Below are 16640 nucleotides of genomic sequence, written 5' to 3' on the forward strand. Positions count from 1 at the left end.
GGGGAGTCGATATCCTTAAATATTTCTGTACCGTAAATGGTGTTGTTTGTAGTGATGTGGAAATAGTCGGCATCTGTGGGTATAGAAAAGTTTTTAGGATAATATGAAAAATTTTTGTCGGCCGAGGAAGCTATTACATCTACTTCACCGAAAAGTTTGGCTTCTTTAATTGCCTTTTTTGCCCAAACACCAGTTTCCAGATATGCGGCTTTTTTGTTCAGCAAGTTATAAGGAACCATACAAAATTGCATACTGGCACCACCTCCAAGAAATAATACATGATAGCCTTCAGGAATTGATAGTAGTTCCTTAAAAAGGGAAACAGCTTCATCAACCACAGCCTGAAAGTCTTTACTACGATGTGACATTTCCATAATGGACATCCCTAATCCATTATACTCTAAAACTGCATTCGCTGTATTTTCCCTCACAACCTGAGGTAAGATAGACGGACCTGCATTAAAAACGTGTTTTCTCATGGTGGATATGTATTTATGATATTTAATTGTATAATAATAAAAATTAATTCAAAAATAATAAAAAATGACGTTCATCACTGCCTCTTTTCCCTTTTATACACCAACCATTGTCGTTATTTGTCTGTTCCTGACAAGGTCGGTCAATGCGCCATCGATAAAGGCCGGTACTACCTTGAGTAAATTTAAGGTGAGGCAATATTCGATCACATCATCAAGACCTTTTTGCCTGAGCCGTTCTCGTTGAGCTGCTTTTTGTATATAGGAAACCAAATCTTTTTTTGCCACCCGCCAAAGATCCCGGGCTGCCAGTGCTGAATCACAGACGGTCGAATATCCTGCTTCCGAAATCAGATTGTCGACAATAGCACCAGCTGACAAGGTGTCTTCCAAACTGAATTTGTTTTTCCATCCTGCGCAAAGCACAATAACATTCCTGTTTTCTTTTGCGATCCATTTGCACAGTGCATCTAAATTTAAAAATGAACCGACCAGTATCTGATAATGATCTTTAGCCAGGTTAATGGCTTGTGTCCCATTCGTGGTACTATAAACGATTGTTTTCCCTCCAGCCTTTTCCCTTGAAAAATTAAACGGAGAGTTTCCGAAATCCGCAAAGTCCAAAACATAGCCATCACGTTCGGCAGCTACTATAAACCCTCTTTTTTTGTACTCGCGAGCTTCATCAAGGGTTGAAACCGGAATGATTTTTTCTGCTCCATTTGCAAAAGCTGTACATATTGCTGAAGTAGCTCTTAATATATCAACGATTACAACAATTGAACTTTCATTTTTAAAAAGCGGAAACAATGCAGGTGAAAAACATACTTCTATGCTTCGGATTGCCTGGTTCATTAATATTCTAAATCTGAAACGGGTTAAATTTTAAATAATCTTACAAAAAAACATTAAAACTTTATAAATTGCAAATAAACTTTGTTTTCGGGCACACCGCTTTGTCGAACTTTAAAAAGCAGGAAGTTTTACAATCTGAGCCTTAAGAAATTTATTCCGGACACTTATGAATATTTCCTTATTGTTTGCCAGGTAGTCGCTTTTAACATAACCCATTCCAATTCCTGCTTTCATCATGGGAGAAATTGAACCTGAGGTTACCCGGCCAATTGTAACGCCATCTTTGTCGGTGATGGAATAATTATGGCGGGGAATGCCTTTGTCTATCATGATAAAGCCTACTAATTTTCGAGAAACTCCTTCTTTGTGTTGTTTGAACAGAAAATCCTTGTCAATAAAGGTTTTGTTTCCGTTAAATTTGGTTATCCATCCCAATCCTGCTTCAATAGGGGAGGTGGTATCGTCTATATCGTTTCCGTATAAACAATAGCCCATTTCCAGACGTAAAGTATCCCTGGCGCCCAAGCCTACAGGTTTAATGCCAAATTCGGCTCCTGCTTCAAAAAGAGCTTTCCACAATTTTTCGCCATCATTGTTGTAGAAATAAAGTTCGAAACCTCCGGCTCCTGTATATCCAGTTGCGGATATGATAACTCTGTCGATTCCGGCTATAGTCCCTGTTGTGAAGGTATAGTATTTGAGGTCGGAAAGGTTGATGTCTGTGAGTTTTTGAAGTACATCTATTGCTTTTGGGCCCTGAACGGCCAGCTGTGAAATTTTATCAGATGCATTTTCAAGCTCTGCTCCAAATTTATTCTGGTCGTTTATCCATTTCCAGTCTTTTTCAATATTGGCGGCATTTACAACAAGTAAATACTTCTCTTTTTCATAATAATAAACAAGTAAATCGTCAACTATTCCTCCTTGGCCATTGGGTAAACAGGAATATTGAGCTTTACCAGGTTCGAGTTTAGAAGCGTCATTTGAAGTGACCCATTGAATAAGTTCTATGGCCTTGGGACCTTTTACCCAAAATTCACCCATGTGCGATACGTCGAATACTCCAACTCCCTGACGTACTGTCAGATGTTCATCAGTGATGCCGCTATATTCAATGGGCATATTATACCCTGCGAAAGGAGCCATTTTGGCCCCCAATTGTTTATGAGTCTCTGTAAATATGGTATTTTTCATTATATGTTGTTTGTTATCAATAAGGATGCGGTTTGTATTAACCACAAAATTAAAATATTTAATGTATAAAATAATTTTGTTTGAAAAATAAATAAGTCCACCGGTTTAACAGATTTAATGCCTCCTTTTTTATCTGTTCAACTTTCTCATAAAAATGAATAATTTAAAGTTGTTGGGGATAATTCTTTTTACTAAAAAAATCCCATGATTTCTGGTCCAAAAGAGACTTTAGATCATGGGATTTTTCTGCATCAAATCAATTAAAAATCATTTTATTAACTATGAAAATTTTATTTTTTTAATATTTTAAATTCCACCCTTCTGTTTAGCGCTCTTCCTTCGACTGTATTGTTGGGTGCAACAGGCTGGGTGAATGCGTATCCTTTACTCGTTAATCGGGTTTTGTTAATTCCTTTTGAAATAAGGTAAGTAGATACAGCCTTTGCCCTTGCTGCCGAAAGCAAAGTGTTGGATTTAAGGCTTCCCACATTATCGGTATGTCCCGAAATTTCTATTTTCATGGTCGGGTTGTCTTTTAATAATTTTAAAACAACTTGCAATTCCTGATAAGAAGCAGGGGTGAGTTTTGCTTTGTTCAATTCAAAGAATATGTTTTTCAGGACCACTTTTGTACCGACTTCAACCTTTTGAAGAGTGAAATTTCTAATAATGGTATCACTGGTTATGGCCTCTGTAATGGGCAGTATACCTACATAAAATAAATATCCTTTGGCTGTCACTTCTACTCCGTATTTTTTTCTTGACGGCAATTTAATCAGGAAGTTGCCCATAGAATCTGAAATGGCAGTGGCAATGGTCATGCTTTTATCCTGATCAACCAGGTTGATTTTTGAGATGATTGGATTATGATCTGCCACGTCAGTTACTTTCCCTTTCAGAAAATAGGTGGTGTCTATGCTGACTTTTGACGGGAGTTTTTTGAAAAACGGGTCTATGGGTTCTATGTCATTCGCAATTAGATTATCTTCCCTGGTGAAAATCAGCTGCTTTTCGGAACCCAGAAAAATGACTTTATAGATATCCTTCATTCCTAATCCTCCCTGACGGATGGTTGAGTAATAGCCCTGCCGTCCATTGGGTGAAAGGGCAAAAAAGATATCATCATCCGGAGTATTGACTGGAATACCAACGTTTTCGGCTTTTAACCAGATGCCTTCCTTTGACAGTCTTGACCTGAAGATATCATATCCACCCATTGTGTTGTGCCCCTTTGAACTAAAATACAGAACACTGTCATGTTGGGTAATAAAAACACCTTCTTCATCTTCAGTGGTGTTGATTACATCACCTATATTTTGAGGTTTTCCCCATTTACCTTTCCCGTTTTTCCTGACAAAATAAATATCCTTTCCCCCTATGGAAGTTTTGGGATTAGAGGAAACAAAGTATATGGTATTCCCGTCAGAAGAAACGCTCATACTTGTCATACGATATTTGTCAATTTTAAAAGGCAGCTTTTTAGGTTTTGTCCATAGTCTCTTATTTTTTGAACTTGCCAGTATGGTGCCTCCGTTTTTAAAGCCATTATAAACATATAATGTTTGATTGTCTTTTGAAAGGCAGACAGCGGCATCATTATGTTTTGTATTGATGGGGGCTGACATCCGGCTGGCTTCTTTCCATTTGCCGTTAATTTTTTCTGAGAAAAAGATGTCTTCGAAGTACTTGTTGTCTGCCGGGCAAATTTTAGTATTTCCCAAGTCGGCCCGTCTGGAAGTAAAGTACATCAAAGAATCGTTGTCGGAAACAACTGCATTGTAGTCATCGTATTTTGAGTTGATGGCAGGTCCAAGATTGATGACCAAAGACTTATTGGGATGAGCCGCTAATTCATTCCCATTGTTGCATTCTTCTATAAACTTATCGAGGTTAAGTTTTAAATGTTTTAGTTTTTTTGGACCATAAGCCTGTTTGGTGATATTATACTGTTTAATGGCTTTATCGAATTCGGAGTTTAACTGATAAGCGCGGGCAAGCATAAAGTGAATGTCCTTCGAAACTAAAGAATCGGCTTTCACGGCTTTTTCAAAATATCCAACTGCTTCAAATTTCCTGTCGGAGAAAATATGGCATACTCCAAGTTTATAATTCAATCCCGGATTATTCTTATTATACGGGTATGCTTTTTCATAACATTCAAGGGCATTTATATAATATCCTTTCCCCTGCTTATAATATTTATTCCCTAACCTGATATTTTTCCAGGCCGCTTTAAAACCTTCGGAAGAGGTTTTAAAATCTCCCCGCCGGATTTTAACATCTTCCTGGGCAACCACCAAAGAAGAAAAAAAGGCCACTGTTAATATGATTGATATGAATTTTTTCATTGTTAATCTAGTGTGATAAATACCTGAAATCTTAAGTTATTTACATTCTTTAATATAAGCTGATGCTTCTTTAATGCCTAAATCCTGTGCTTTATGCCAATCCTGGCAGGCGGAGTCTATATTGCCCATAAGTTCTGATACGCAACCACGGTTCAGATATGCGGTTCCGAAATCATTATCGATTTGGACGGCTTTAGAAAAAGCTTCATAAGCAGCTTGGGGATCGTTGATTTTGTTTTTTGCAATTGCCAGGTTGTTAAGGGCATAAGTGTAATCTTTTTTTAATGTTAATGACTGATTGAAATCGTCGATTGCTCCCTGAAAATCGCCCAGCTGATATTTTACATAACCTCTGTTATTCAATGAAATATAATTATTGGGTTGCATTTTTATGGCTTTTGTATAATCTTCAACAGCACCTTTAAAATCTCCTGATTTTGTTTTTACACTCCCCAGATTGCTATATGCACTGGCCATTTGGGGATTGTAATTGATGGCTTCCAAATAATCGCGCATGGCCCCCTGAAGATCATTTAGTTTGAATTTGGCGGCTGCCCTGTCATGGTAAGCATAGGCAAAATCATCTTGTTGCTCTATTGCCAATGAGAAATCAACGAGCGCAGTGCTATAATCTTTTTTGTGAAGATCAATCACGCCCTTCAAATAATATAACATGGGATCCTTAAATCCATACTGAATAGATTTTGAAAAGTTGACATAAGCTTCATTGTATTTTTTCAGGCCAACCTGAATGGCGCCTATGGCAAAAAAGGCTTCGCCCAAATCATTTTTCAGGCTTAAAGCCTTATAGAGATCAGAAAGGGCATCAGCAGGATTATTTAATTTTGCCTTTACTTTCCCTCTTTGTAGATAGGTTAAGTAATTTTTATTGTCCAGACTGATAGATTTATTAAAACAAGCTTCAGCTTCTGTAAAGTTCTGTTTTCTTATTTGTTCAATTCCTTTATTGTATGCTGATTTTGACAACCTTTCATTAATATTTTCCTGCCCATATAGTTGCCCGCAATTCAGGAGGATAAACATAAAGCATATTGTTTTCCAAATATCTGCTATTTTTTTCACGTGAAAAAGTTTTTATGATTACTGTTTGAATAAAAAATTAAATTTCTAAAATAAAATCGAATTCCTAAACAGTTTATGTAAAAAGTTTAAAATAAAATCATTTATTTGCAAAAATTTAATTATTCATTCATTATTCGTAGATTATGCTCTATCTTTATACAATAATTATTTTTACCAATTCAGATACGAATTAAGGGATTTCAGGGAATATTCGAGGGTGGAAATTTTTATGTCCTGATAAAGTTGTTGATTGGCGGAAATGCTTGAATTTCAAATTATTGAAACTCTATAAAGGTTGAGAAGATGATTTCGTTTCAGGCGAAATTTTGGAATGAGAAATGTTGAAAAGTTTGATTAAAAATGAAGACAGATTTAACCTATTTAAGAAGTTTAACCAGCGATTCAGATAATCTGATCAAGGAAATGATTGACATTTTTATTTCCCAGGTTCAGGAATATAAGGATGAGATGAAGCGTGATTTACAGGAGCAGGATTGGGAATCTTTGGGTAAAATTGCCCATAAGGCTAAGTCTTCTGTTGCAATAATGGGGATGAAAGAATTGGCTGATGATTTGAAAACTCTTGAATTACTTGCTAGAGATAAAAAGGAGACAGAAAGTTATCCGGAATATGTTAGAAAGTTCAATGAATCCTGCGATGAGGCAGTCAAAGAACTTCAATCTATAAATCCTAAAAACTAAAGAATAATTTTAACTAAAGTATAGTAATATGTTGAAGACTGAAAGAATTGATGACGTTTATGTTGTTAGTATCGAGGGGTCAAACAGGCTTAATGCATTGATTTCAGAATCAGTAAAGGAAGAACTTGTTGGTTTTTTCAATAAACCGAATACTAAGCTGGTCATGAATTTGGAGGGTATTGAATTTATTGATAGTTCGGGTTTCGCAGCATTTCTTTCTACTTTAAAAACAGCCAATAATAACTATGGCACTTTCAAGATATGTAATGTAACTCCTTCGGTAATGGAATTGTTTAAGATGCTTCAATTGCATAATGTTTTTGAGATTTATAGTAATCTGAATGATTGCCTGAAAAGCATAAGTTAGACAGTCCCCTGTTTGCACTGAAAATCCCAAATGAATATAGTTTTCCTTGATACATTGACATTAGGCAATGTTCCCAATTTGCACATCCTGAAACGTTTTGGCGAAATTGATTTTTATGAAACCACTTCTGCTTCTGAGGTAGTTGACCGTTGCCGGGGCAAAGAAATTGTCATTACCAACAAGGTGATCTTTGATAAAGCCAGGTTGTCTTTATTGCCTGAGCTCAAATTGATATGCCTTACAGCTACAGGTATGAATAATGTTGACCTGGACTATGCAAGAGAAAGGAATATCGTGGTGAAAAATGTGGCAGGCTATTCCACTGAAAGTGTAGCACAGACAACTTTTGCCATGTTATTGTATCTTTTAAACCATCTCCGGTTTTATGACGATTATGTACGTTCCGGCGAGTTTAGCAAAAGTTCTATCTTTACACATATAGGGGAAGGATTTTGGCAGTTGAAAGGAAAACAGTTTGGAATAATTGGATTGGGAACCATTGGTAAAAGAGTAGCATTGATCGCTCAAAGTTTTGGCTGCAAGGTCGTTTATTATTCTACTTCCGGAAAAAATAATAATTCTTCTTATCAAAGACTTTCGCTTGAAGAGCTTTTAAAAACTTCTGAGGTGGTTTCTATTCATGCTCCCTTAAATAAAAATACCCTGGGTTTGCTTTCCTATGATTATCTAAAGCTGATGAAACCTTCCGCCATATTGATAAATGTGGGTAGAGGGGGGATTGTCAATGAAAATGATCTGGCTAAAGCACTTGATGCTGAAATTATTGCAGGTGCTGCTCTGGATGTCCTGCATCAGGAACCTGTTGCTGCTGAGAATCCATTGTTGAAAATAAAAAACAAGGATAAATTACTTATTACACCTCATATCGCCTGGGCAAGCGTTGAAGCAAGAACTCTGCTGGTGGAAAAAGTTGCAGAAAATATCCGGATTTTTATGTCCGGTATTGCAGGTTAAAAAATAATCAGATATAAGATTAATCAAAAATCAGCAATCTGCTGATTAATAATTATTGAGCCATTTATACCGTCTTGGAGTGCTTCCGAATTTGGCGGCAATCATCACCTCATGAGATCCGTAAGTGTAACGACCAATGTTACTCAAAGTATAATCAAAGGCATAACCGAAATAGAATTTATCTACTTTTAAGCCAGCCATAAATATTAATGCTCCGCCACCGTTTCCAGTGCGGTATGAAAGTCCGCCCCAATATTTGTCCTGATAATAAACTTTTGTGTTAATATCCAGTTGAGGTTTGAAATTTTCAGTAGTCTTCATTAAAAGAGAAGGTTCTATTTCGTAATCATTCCTCAAATCCCATTTGTACCCACCAGTTAGAAAATAAGTACGTAACATTTTGAAATCGCTTCCACCCTCTGAACCAAATTTCAACGAAGATTGTAACAATTGGGCTGCTGAAAGTCCGACGTAATAGGTGGGCGTGCCATAGTATACCCCAAAATTGGCATCCGGAACATAAAGCGTTTTATCGCTCCCGTTGACTAATTGATCCTGTTGTTGATATAATTTTAAAAGTTGGTCGTTCAGAGTGAATTGAAAAGCAGTTGCTGAAACTCCGAAGGATAACTGGGATTCATTCATAGGAATATGGTATGCATAGGTCAACTGAATGCCTGTACGGTCGAAAATTCCATTTCTATCATTGTACAAGTAAGCCCCCAAACCGACATTTCCGCCTCTGGAGCTTCTATACTGCCTTCTTCTTACCGAAGGACGCCTCAAAATAAAGTTGTTGTTTAAAAGTCTGGTTTGAACACTTAAAGCATGTGTAGAAGGGGCATCTTTAAGTCCTAACCATTGTTCACGTGCGGTGAGATTCACAGTGGTATATCCTTCACCTCCTGCTAAAGCCGGATTAAGAAGGAATTTATTCATCATGTATTGGCTGTATAGGGGAAGTTGTTGACTGTTGGCTTGCATAAAAGAAAAAGCCAGGGAGAAAAGAATTAGAGAAGTTTTTAGTAATTTGTCCATAATTTTTTTAGTGCTTTGAATATTTTAATCTCACTTTCTGGGCACTTTAACGATTAGTACTTTTTGTTGTTACAAATATAAGTCCTTATTCCATAGGATATTTAAATGCTTTGACCAATGGGAGGTATTATTTGATAAACCGACAGTATTTGAATTGAAAATGTCAAAAACCTAGATGAAACGGACGGAATAGCTGTTTTATCTAGGCTTTTTGAAGTGTTTTTTTGACAAATTTGACAGATTAATGGATTGATTCCCTTTCCCTGTGCCTTACGATAATCGAAATGTCATATTTTGATGACAAATGTTTGGACAGTTGTTCGGCTGCATATACCGACCGATGTTGTCCACCTGTACATCCGAAATTTACAACAAGATGTTGGTAATGACGCTGTTGGTACTTTTTGACAGCCCTGTCGATCATTGAGAAAACATCTTTCAGGAAATCGTCCATTTCACTTTGTTCGGTGAAGAATTTTTTAACCTCTTCATCCTGTCCGGTAAGGTCCTTATATTTATCATATCTTCCCGGATTATGGATGAACCGGCAATCGAACACAAAGCCCCCGCCATTCCCGCTTTCGTCAACCGGAATACCACGCCGGTATGAGAAACTGTTGATCTCAACTGTCAGTTTTGAAGACGACCTGACTATTTCTTTCAAAAACTCAGATTGGTTCAATAATTCCAGGACTTTTCGTAATTCGGGAATTTCAAGCGGAAGATCCGCATTTTTTAGCCACCATTCAACATTACGCAAAGCACCGGGAATACTTTGTAAAAAAAGTGTTTTTTTCTCATAAAATCCTCTGAAACCATAAGCCCCCATAGCCTGAAGCATACGGATAAGGACAAAACCATAGTAAAATTTTTTAAATGTTTTTGTTTCAACCGGCTGAATCAGATTAAGCTGTTGAATGTAATATTCAAGCAATTCTTCCCTAAATCCAAAAGGAAGGTTCGTTTTTGCTTCGAACAGCAAGGATGCAAGGTCATATTGCAAAGCACCACGGCGTCCTCCCTGGTAATCGATGAAAAATACCTTACCATCTTTGAGCATTATATTGCGCGACTGGAAATCGCGGTAAAGGAAATAATTGCTGTCGGCTTGAAGTAGAAAATCCGAAAAGGTTTGAAAGTCATTTTCGAGATTTTGCTCGTCAAAAGGTATTTTGGCCAGTTTCAGGAAATAATATTTGAAATAGTTCAGATCCCACATCATGGATTGCTTATCGAAAGCTGCGCGTGGGTAACAATAACTATAATCCAGATCCTTTCCTCCTTTTATCTGAAAAGTAGGCAGAATGTTTATTATCTTTTTATAAATATCATAAAAATCCAGATTGTTGTTGTCTATCTCTTTTTGTGAATTCAGGTAGTTCAAAAGGGTAGTGTCACCCAGATCTTCCAAAAGATAAACATTATGCGGCAGATCTTCGGCATATAACTGGGGTACTGGTAATCCAATCGAAAAAAAATGTCTGGTAAAGTTCAGAAAAGCAAGGTTTTCTTTATGGTCTTCATTATAAACGCCAATTGCTTGTGAATGAGGACTAATCATGCGGTAATATTCCCTATATGATCCTGAAGGGGGTAAAAAGATAGTTTCCTGCACCTTTTCTCCGCTCCACTGCTGAAACATAGAAACCAAGTATTGTAATTTTTCTTTTTCCGACATAACCAGTTAATAATTTTTACAAAGGTAGCAATTCGTTAAGGAGTGACAAGCCCTCACAATAATTTTACAATATAGTCCAGTAAAATAGCCACCAGCAGGGCAGGAAGCATATTGACTACTTTCATTTTTTTTATGTCGAGCAAAGTTAGTCCTAAACCAAGTAAAAGAAGGCCACCTACGGCCGACATCTCGTCGATAGCCGAATTCGAGAGGAGGTTGCCTAAGGATGAGGCGAACAGGGTAAGCCCTCCCTGGTAAATAAGTAAAGGAACCACTGAAAATAAGACTCCTATTCCAAAAACTGACGCAAGAGCAACTGAACCAAATCCATCCAGTACTGACTTGGAGAGTAAGAGATTGGGTTTCCCGCCCAGACCTTCTTCGAAAGCACCCAGGATTGTCATGGAGCCCATGCAAAACATCAGAAAAGACATAACCAGGCCCTCCGAGAACCTTTCATTTTTCGATTTTATCTTTTCTTTCAGGAATTCTCCAAAGTGGTCTATTTTGTTGTCCAGGTGCATCCATTCACCGGCAAGTGTTCCAAGTAATATGCTGAAGATGAGAATGAGAAAATTATGCGTTTTTAAAGCCATGCTTATTCCTAAAAATAAAGTAAACAATCCATTTGATTGAAATACTATTTTATTCGCTTTAGCCGGCATGTGCGAATGCAGCAGGATACCAGCAGTACTTCCGATTATTACTGCACTGGCATTGATAAGTGTTCCTGTAATCAACATCAAACAAAAAATTAATAAATTGGGACAAACATAAATCTTTTTAGCTGAAAAAACTCAAAATTTATATTTTGTTAAAGTCTGATTTAATTTTTAAATTTATTTTTTTAAATAAATACCATGAGGCTTGAAATTTATTCTTCGGACAAGTTGAATTTTGTCGAACTTAATATTACCGGCGATAACGACAATTATATTACCTGTGATACCGAATCGAAATTTATTGATACCGAATTGTTTAATTTGTTTGCATCCTGTTTTGAAAAAGCCAATAAGCTTTACGAATATTTTGGAGCAACCCGTTTTAATTCGAGGCAGATTATTCCCTTACGAAATGCACTTAAAGAGAATTTGGAATCCCTTGAAAAAATAAATACTGAAGAACTTTTTACCGAATACATAGGTTCTGTTTTTTTAGGCACCGCCTTTATTCTTGAACTCGAAAAGCAGGATAAAAGTTGGAGTCCTAACTGGGATCATTACCTGGTTAAAATAAAAAAGGCTAACGCCGATCTTATTTCCCTGGTTGATCAATGTATCGATGAAGGCAGAGTTTTATGGGTCATTGGCAATTGAGGCTGTGTCCATATCAACCGGCTTACTTATTGATCAGGTAAAAATCAGCAAGTACAACGGCAGTTGCTGCTTCAACAATTACCGGAACTCTTAGTGCTATACAGGAATCGTGCCTTCCTTTAATGATAAGGTCTGTCATGTTTCCTGTCTTAAAATTTAGGGTATGCTGAGGTTTGGAAATACTTGATGTGGGTTTTACTGCCACTTTGAAACGCAGGTCATTCCCGTTTGAGATGCCGCCGTTGATTCCACCTGAATGATTGGTGGCTGTTTTCCCGTCTATATCATTAAAGCAATCATTGTGTTCGCTTCCATACATGCGGGCTGCATCAAATCCGCTTCCGAATTCTATCCCTTTTATGGCAGGTATGGAAAAAATAATGTGGCTAAGCACAGATTCAACGGAATCGAAAAAGGGTTCCCCCAGTCCGGCCGGTATATTGGAAACAGAACATTCAATTAGTCCGCCTACAGAATCGCCTTTATTCATGGCCGTTGTAAGGGCTTCGTCAATATTGCTGCTGCCGCCAACCTCAATAAGTTTTGCGCAAATCTGAACCGAAGGGATGATTTTTTTTGCTATTACACCGGCTGCTACCAGTCCCAGGGTAATTCGACCGGAGAAATGACCGCCTCCCCGGTAATCATTAAAACCTTTATATTTTTGCCGGGCTGTAAAATCAGCATGGCCCGGGCGGGGAGTGTCGACCAGTTCCGAATAATCAGAAGAACGGGTATTGTCATTTTTAAAAATGATTGAAATAGGAGCACCTGTTGTCGTGCCATTAAATACCCCGCTCTGTATGATTGGCAAATCCGATTCGAGACGGGGAGTAGTGCCTTTGGCACCGCTCTTTCTGCGAAGTAAATCGGGGAGAAAATCTTCTTCTTTAAGCGGAATACCCGGAGGACAGCCATCAACAACGATGCCTGCTGCAACGCCATGAGATTCCCCGAAAATATTTATTCTGAAAATTCGGCCAAAACTGTTCATTTTGTCTTATGATTTTAGGTTGTTCAGAAAATCCAAAGCTTTTTCTACTTGCTGTTTTGTGAGTTGTCCGGGTGCCGTTTGTTTACTTTCATCAAGCACGGCGAAAGTGAATTCGGCTCCCAATATCAGGGATGCAACCCTTGAAAATTGCCCTTTATCGCCCATCCCAAATGCAACAATCTTTCCTTTGCTGTTATATAACCCAAGAAGACGGGAAACGTCTTTTATATCATTTACCATGCAGGCAATTTTTGTGATATCTGCGCCCCAGCCTGAAGCTGTTTCAATTACTTTTAGCAAATCAAAAAGGGCAGGGGTTTTTTCAAAATCATGGAAAGAGATGATTACCTGGCAATTGTGTCTTTTTGCCACTTGCATCAGGTATTGTCGGTAACCGGCAGTTGATTCTAATTCGATGTCGACATAAGCAGCTCCAGATTCTATGGCTTTTACCAGTTTCGCCTTCCGTTCTTCGTCCGTAAATTTTCCGGCACGGCAGGTAGCGATTAATTTTGTCCCGCAGGAAAATATCTGTTTTATTTCTTCCTCGGAATAATCGACCAAATCGAGACGGATCTCTGCAAGTTCTTCTTTTTTAACCTGGTACAGACATTTTGCGAAATCCGGTTCGCAAAAACTAATGCAGATCATCTATCAATTCCTCCATTTCATTAAGTGTGATTTTTTCAACAACAGCTTCTCCGATTTTTTTAAGAAAAACAAAATTTATGCTGTCGCCTTCCCGTTTTTTGTCTTTTCTCAATACGTCAAACAATTTGGATTTATCAATGTCCAGAGAGGTGGGCAGCTGAAAATTTTTAAGTAATTTAATAACTTTCTGATAATCTTCCTGATTCAGAAAGCCCTTTTTCATGGAGATACCTGCAGCCAGTACTATTCCTATGCTGATGCTCTCGCCATGCATCAGTCCGCAAAGCTTTTCAACAGCATGTCCCAGGGTATGTCCGAAATTCAATTTGCGGCGTTCTCCTTTTTCTTTTTCATCCGCCTGGACAATAGCAGCTTTTACCATTAATGAGTCGTGCACGATTTTGTGAACCACGGGAATATCATGCTGAAGAGCCCGGCTGTAGTTTCTTACCAGGAAATTGAACAATTCTGCATCTTTGATCATTGCAGCCTTTGCTATTTCGGCAAGGCCGGAATTATAAGTTCTTTCATCCAGTGTCCTGAGCAGCTCGAAATCGCAAATTACGAATTTGGGCTGGGCAAAGACACCGATCATATTTTTGAAACCATGGAAATTTACCCCGTTTTTTCCGCCTATGCTGGCATCTACCTGCGAGAGCAGGGTGGTAGAGACAAAGCCGAAAGGTACCCCTCTCATAAACGTGGATGCTGCAAAACCAGTGATGTCGCAAACAATCCCTCCTCCAATTCCAAGGATAAAAGAGGAACGGTCAACTTCATATTCCAGAAATTTGTCATAAATATCTTTTAGAGTTTCCAGGGTCTTGATTTGTTCACCACGTCCGATTTTAATTACAGGAACCTCTGGAAAATCTTTGCCATAGAGACTTTCGACGTATTCATCCGTTACAATTACTGTTTTACCTGCAGGTAAATATTTTGAGACATTTTTCAATGACTCGCCCAATAAAATATCTGATTGGGCTGTGCCGGCAGTTATTGTTATTTTTTGCATTTTCCTTTGGCTTTCTGAATTATTTGTCAATAAAAACAATCGACATTATTGTATTTTCTCTTCTTCGTTTTCGTTCATGATGGCATTTTGGTGGTTGATGGATTCAATATGAATGGCTTTATAAACCGTTTCGATAAATTCGGCGCTTAGCCCCATTTTTTGTCCCATGCCAACGCGTTTATTTAATATTTCATCCCAACGTTTTGTTTGTAAAATAGTGATTGCGTTAGCCTTTTTATAACGGCCTATATCTTCGGCAACCTTCATACGTTTGTCAAAAATAGTCATAATTTCGTCATCATACTTATCAATGAGCACCCTGAGTTCTTCCAGGGTAACAAGTGCTTCTCCCGTAGGATCGGGTTTTCTCAGGACAAGTTTATTGATCAGTTGTTGGAGGTCGTCAGGGGTGAGCTGTTGGCTGGCGTCGCTGAGCGCTTCTTCAGGATGAATATGCGATTCAATGATCAGTCCGTCGAAATCAAGGTCCATTGCCTTTTGTGATATCTCTAGCAGATATTTGCGGTTTCCTGAAATGTGACTGGGATCGGTAATAATAGGCAACTGAGGCAATCTTCTCCTGAGTTCAATAGGAATCTGCCATTGAGGGGTATTCCTGTAAACCGAATTGTCGAAGCTGGAGAACCCACGGTGTATTGCTGCCAGTTTGGTTATCCCTGCCTTATTCAGCCTTTCCAAAGCTCCAATCCACAATTCCAAATCCGGATTTACGGGATTTTTTACCAAAACCGGGATATCCGTACCTTTCAATGTGTCTGCAATTTCCTGGACAGCAAAGGGATTGGCAGAAGTCCTGGCCCCGATCCATAAAATATCTACGCCATATTTGAGGGCTTCATAAGCATGTTTCATGTTGGCTACCTCAGTTGCTACGAGCATTCCGGTTTCTTCCTTTACCCTCTTCAGCCATGAAAGTCCTACTGACCCTACCCCTTCAAATGAGTTGGGCCTGGTCCGGGGTTTCCAGATTCCGGCCCTGAATATCTTGACGTTATGTTTGGCCAATTCCTTTGCCGTTTCAAGTACCTGATCTTCGGTTTCAGCGCTGCAAGGCCCTGCTATGATCAAAGGGCGTTCAAATCCTTCGCCGGTGAAAGGAAATGGTTTTAAATCTAATGTTGCTTTCATGTTTAATTTTTTTTTAAGGTAGTTAAATGATTTTTTCTCCAACCGGATATTCGCCCAAAATGCTTAAATCGCTGATTAAAGGTTCAATGGCAACCAGTGCCTGCCGATAGATTTTATAATCCTTGAATTCGAGATCTACATAGAATTGATATTCCCATTCTTTTCCAATGATAGGAAGTGACTGAATTTTACTCAAGTTAATATTATAAAATGAGAATATGGACAATACTTTGGATAATTCTCCAATTTCATCAGCCAGGGAGAAACAAACAGAAGCTTTGTTGATCTCTTTGTCGAACTGAAAATCTTTTTCTTTATCATATAGAATTAAAAAACGGGTGTAGTTGCGCTGATTGGTTTCTATGCCGTGTGCTAAAATCTCCAGTCCATAACGTTTTGCGGCAAGTGTGCTGCAAATTGCCCCAACATTTTCCTGGTTTTTAACACGTATCTCTTTTGCACTAATAGCGGTATCGTCAGAATTGATCAACCGGATATGGGGATAATTGTCGAAAAATTTCTGGCATTGCAGAATAGCCATAGGATGGGAGTAAACTTCACGGATGTCCTCGATTTTTTGTCCGGGAAGTGCGGCCAAGTTTTGCTGAATACGAACATAAACTTCTCCCACAATCTTCATGTTTGATTCACTAAGCAGGGCATAATTGGGCAATATACTTCCTGCTACCGAGTTTTCAATTGCCATGATCCCATAATCGGCATCCCCGCCGTTCAACACTTTGAATTCGTCATTGAAGGTACGGCAGGGAACCAGTTCGAATTCCTCACTGCCGAAATA

17 protein-coding genes are annotated in these 16640 nt (G+C 38.3%); 4 read left to right on the forward strand and 13 right to left on the reverse strand.

Features of this window, described 5'->3' with window-relative positions:
• The 5 genes from Q8907_03665 to Q8907_03685 all read right to left on the reverse strand — a co-directional run.
• Positions 1-479: aminotransferase class V-fold PLP-dependent enzyme (locus Q8907_03665; protein MDP4273357.1), on the reverse strand; the 479-nt coding region annotated here is incomplete at its 3' end.
• 93 nt (positions 480-572) lie between these two features.
• Positions 573-1331 carry a 2-phosphosulfolactate phosphatase gene (locus Q8907_03670; protein ID MDP4273358.1) on the reverse strand — a complete coding sequence of 253 codons (759 nt, stop codon included), beginning with the start codon at positions 1329-1331 and terminating at the stop codon, positions 573-575.
• 111 nt (positions 1332-1442) lie between these two features.
• The gene (gene gcvT, locus Q8907_03675; GenBank protein ID MDP4273359.1) at positions 1443-2525 is read right to left on the reverse strand and encodes a glycine cleavage system aminomethyltransferase GcvT; all 1083 of its coding nucleotides are present in this window, start codon (positions 2523-2525) and stop codon (positions 1443-1445) included.
• Between the two features lie 290 nt (positions 2526-2815).
• On the reverse strand, positions 2816-4873 hold the full coding sequence (locus Q8907_03680) for an OmpA family protein (GenBank protein ID MDP4273360.1): 2058 nt from the start codon (positions 4871-4873) through the stop codon (positions 2816-2818).
• Positions 4874-4909: 36 nt separating this feature from the next.
• Positions 4910-5956, reverse strand: a complete 1047-nt coding sequence (locus tag Q8907_03685) for a tetratricopeptide repeat protein (GenBank protein MDP4273361.1) — start codon at positions 5954-5956, stop codon at positions 4910-4912.
• A gap of 360 nt (positions 5957-6316) precedes the next feature.
• Here Q8907_03685 and Q8907_03690 point away from each other — a divergent pair, with 360 nt between their 5' ends.
• From Q8907_03690 to Q8907_03700, 3 genes are read left to right on the forward strand one after another with little or no spacing between them, the layout of a single operon-like run.
• Complete coding sequence (locus tag Q8907_03690; GenBank protein MDP4273362.1) at positions 6317-6658, forward strand: Hpt domain-containing protein; 342 nt, start codon at positions 6317-6319, stop codon at positions 6656-6658.
• A gap of 28 nt (positions 6659-6686) precedes the next feature.
• Positions 6687-7025 carry an STAS domain-containing protein gene (locus tag Q8907_03695; protein ID MDP4273363.1) on the forward strand — a complete coding sequence of 113 codons (339 nt, stop codon included), beginning with the start codon at positions 6687-6689 and terminating at the stop codon, positions 7023-7025.
• 30 nt (positions 7026-7055) lie between these two features.
• Entirely contained in the window at positions 7056-8000 is a 945-nt protein-coding gene (locus tag Q8907_03700; protein ID MDP4273364.1) for a D-2-hydroxyacid dehydrogenase, read from the forward strand.
• Positions 8001-8045: 45 nt separating this feature from the next.
• On the opposite strand, the gene Q8907_03705 is transcribed toward Q8907_03700, so the two are convergent.
• The 3 genes from Q8907_03705 to Q8907_03715 all read right to left on the reverse strand — a co-directional run bounded on the left by Q8907_03705 (position 8046) and on the right by Q8907_03715 (position 11459).
• Complete coding sequence (locus Q8907_03705) at positions 8046-9038, reverse strand: type IX secretion system membrane protein PorP/SprF (protein MDP4273365.1); 993 nt, start codon at positions 9036-9038, stop codon at positions 8046-8048.
• A 241-nt stretch (positions 9039-9279) separates the two neighbouring features.
• On the reverse strand, positions 9280-10716 hold the full coding sequence (locus Q8907_03710; protein MDP4273366.1) for an RNase adapter RapZ: 1437 nt from the start codon (positions 10714-10716) through the stop codon (positions 9280-9282).
• Positions 10717-10769: 53 nt separating this feature from the next.
• Positions 10770-11459 (reverse strand): DUF554 domain-containing protein, encoded by a 690-nt coding sequence (locus tag Q8907_03715; GenBank protein ID MDP4273367.1) that lies wholly within the window; start codon positions 11457-11459, stop codon positions 10770-10772.
• Positions 11460-11576: 117 nt separating this feature from the next.
• Here Q8907_03715 and Q8907_03720 point away from each other — a divergent pair, with 117 nt between their 5' ends.
• On the forward strand, positions 11577-12032 hold the full coding sequence (locus Q8907_03720) for a hypothetical protein (protein MDP4273368.1): 456 nt from the start codon (positions 11577-11579) through the stop codon (positions 12030-12032).
• 22 nt (positions 12033-12054) lie between these two features.
• Here Q8907_03720 and Q8907_03725 read toward each other — a convergent pair whose 3' ends face one another.
• The 5 genes from Q8907_03725 to Q8907_03745 form a co-directional block, all read right to left on the reverse strand.
• A complete protein-coding gene (locus Q8907_03725; GenBank protein MDP4273369.1) occupies positions 12055-13026 on the reverse strand; it encodes a chorismate synthase in 972 nt (323 codons plus the stop codon).
• Positions 13027-13032: 6 nt separating this feature from the next.
• Positions 13033-13677, reverse strand: a complete 645-nt coding sequence (locus Q8907_03730) for a type I 3-dehydroquinate dehydratase (GenBank protein MDP4273370.1) — start codon at positions 13675-13677, stop codon at positions 13033-13035.
• The gene (gene aroB, locus Q8907_03735) at positions 13664-14692 is read right to left on the reverse strand and encodes a 3-dehydroquinate synthase (protein MDP4273371.1); all 1029 of its coding nucleotides are present in this window, start codon (positions 14690-14692) and stop codon (positions 13664-13666) included. Before aroB ends, Q8907_03730 begins: the two co-directional genes overlap by 14 nt.
• Before the next feature lie 45 nt (positions 14693-14737).
• A complete protein-coding gene (locus Q8907_03740; protein ID MDP4273372.1) occupies positions 14738-15841 on the reverse strand; it encodes a bifunctional 3-deoxy-7-phosphoheptulonate synthase/chorismate mutase type II in 1104 nt (367 codons plus the stop codon).
• A 22-nt stretch (positions 15842-15863) separates the two neighbouring features.
• The coding region (locus tag Q8907_03745; protein ID MDP4273373.1) for a prephenate dehydratase at positions 15864-16640 on the reverse strand (777 nt) is incomplete at its 5' end.

Source organism: Bacteroidota bacterium (assembly GCA_030706565.1).
Lineage (GTDB): Bacteria > Bacteroidota > Bacteroidia > Bacteroidales > JAUZOH01 > JAUZOH01.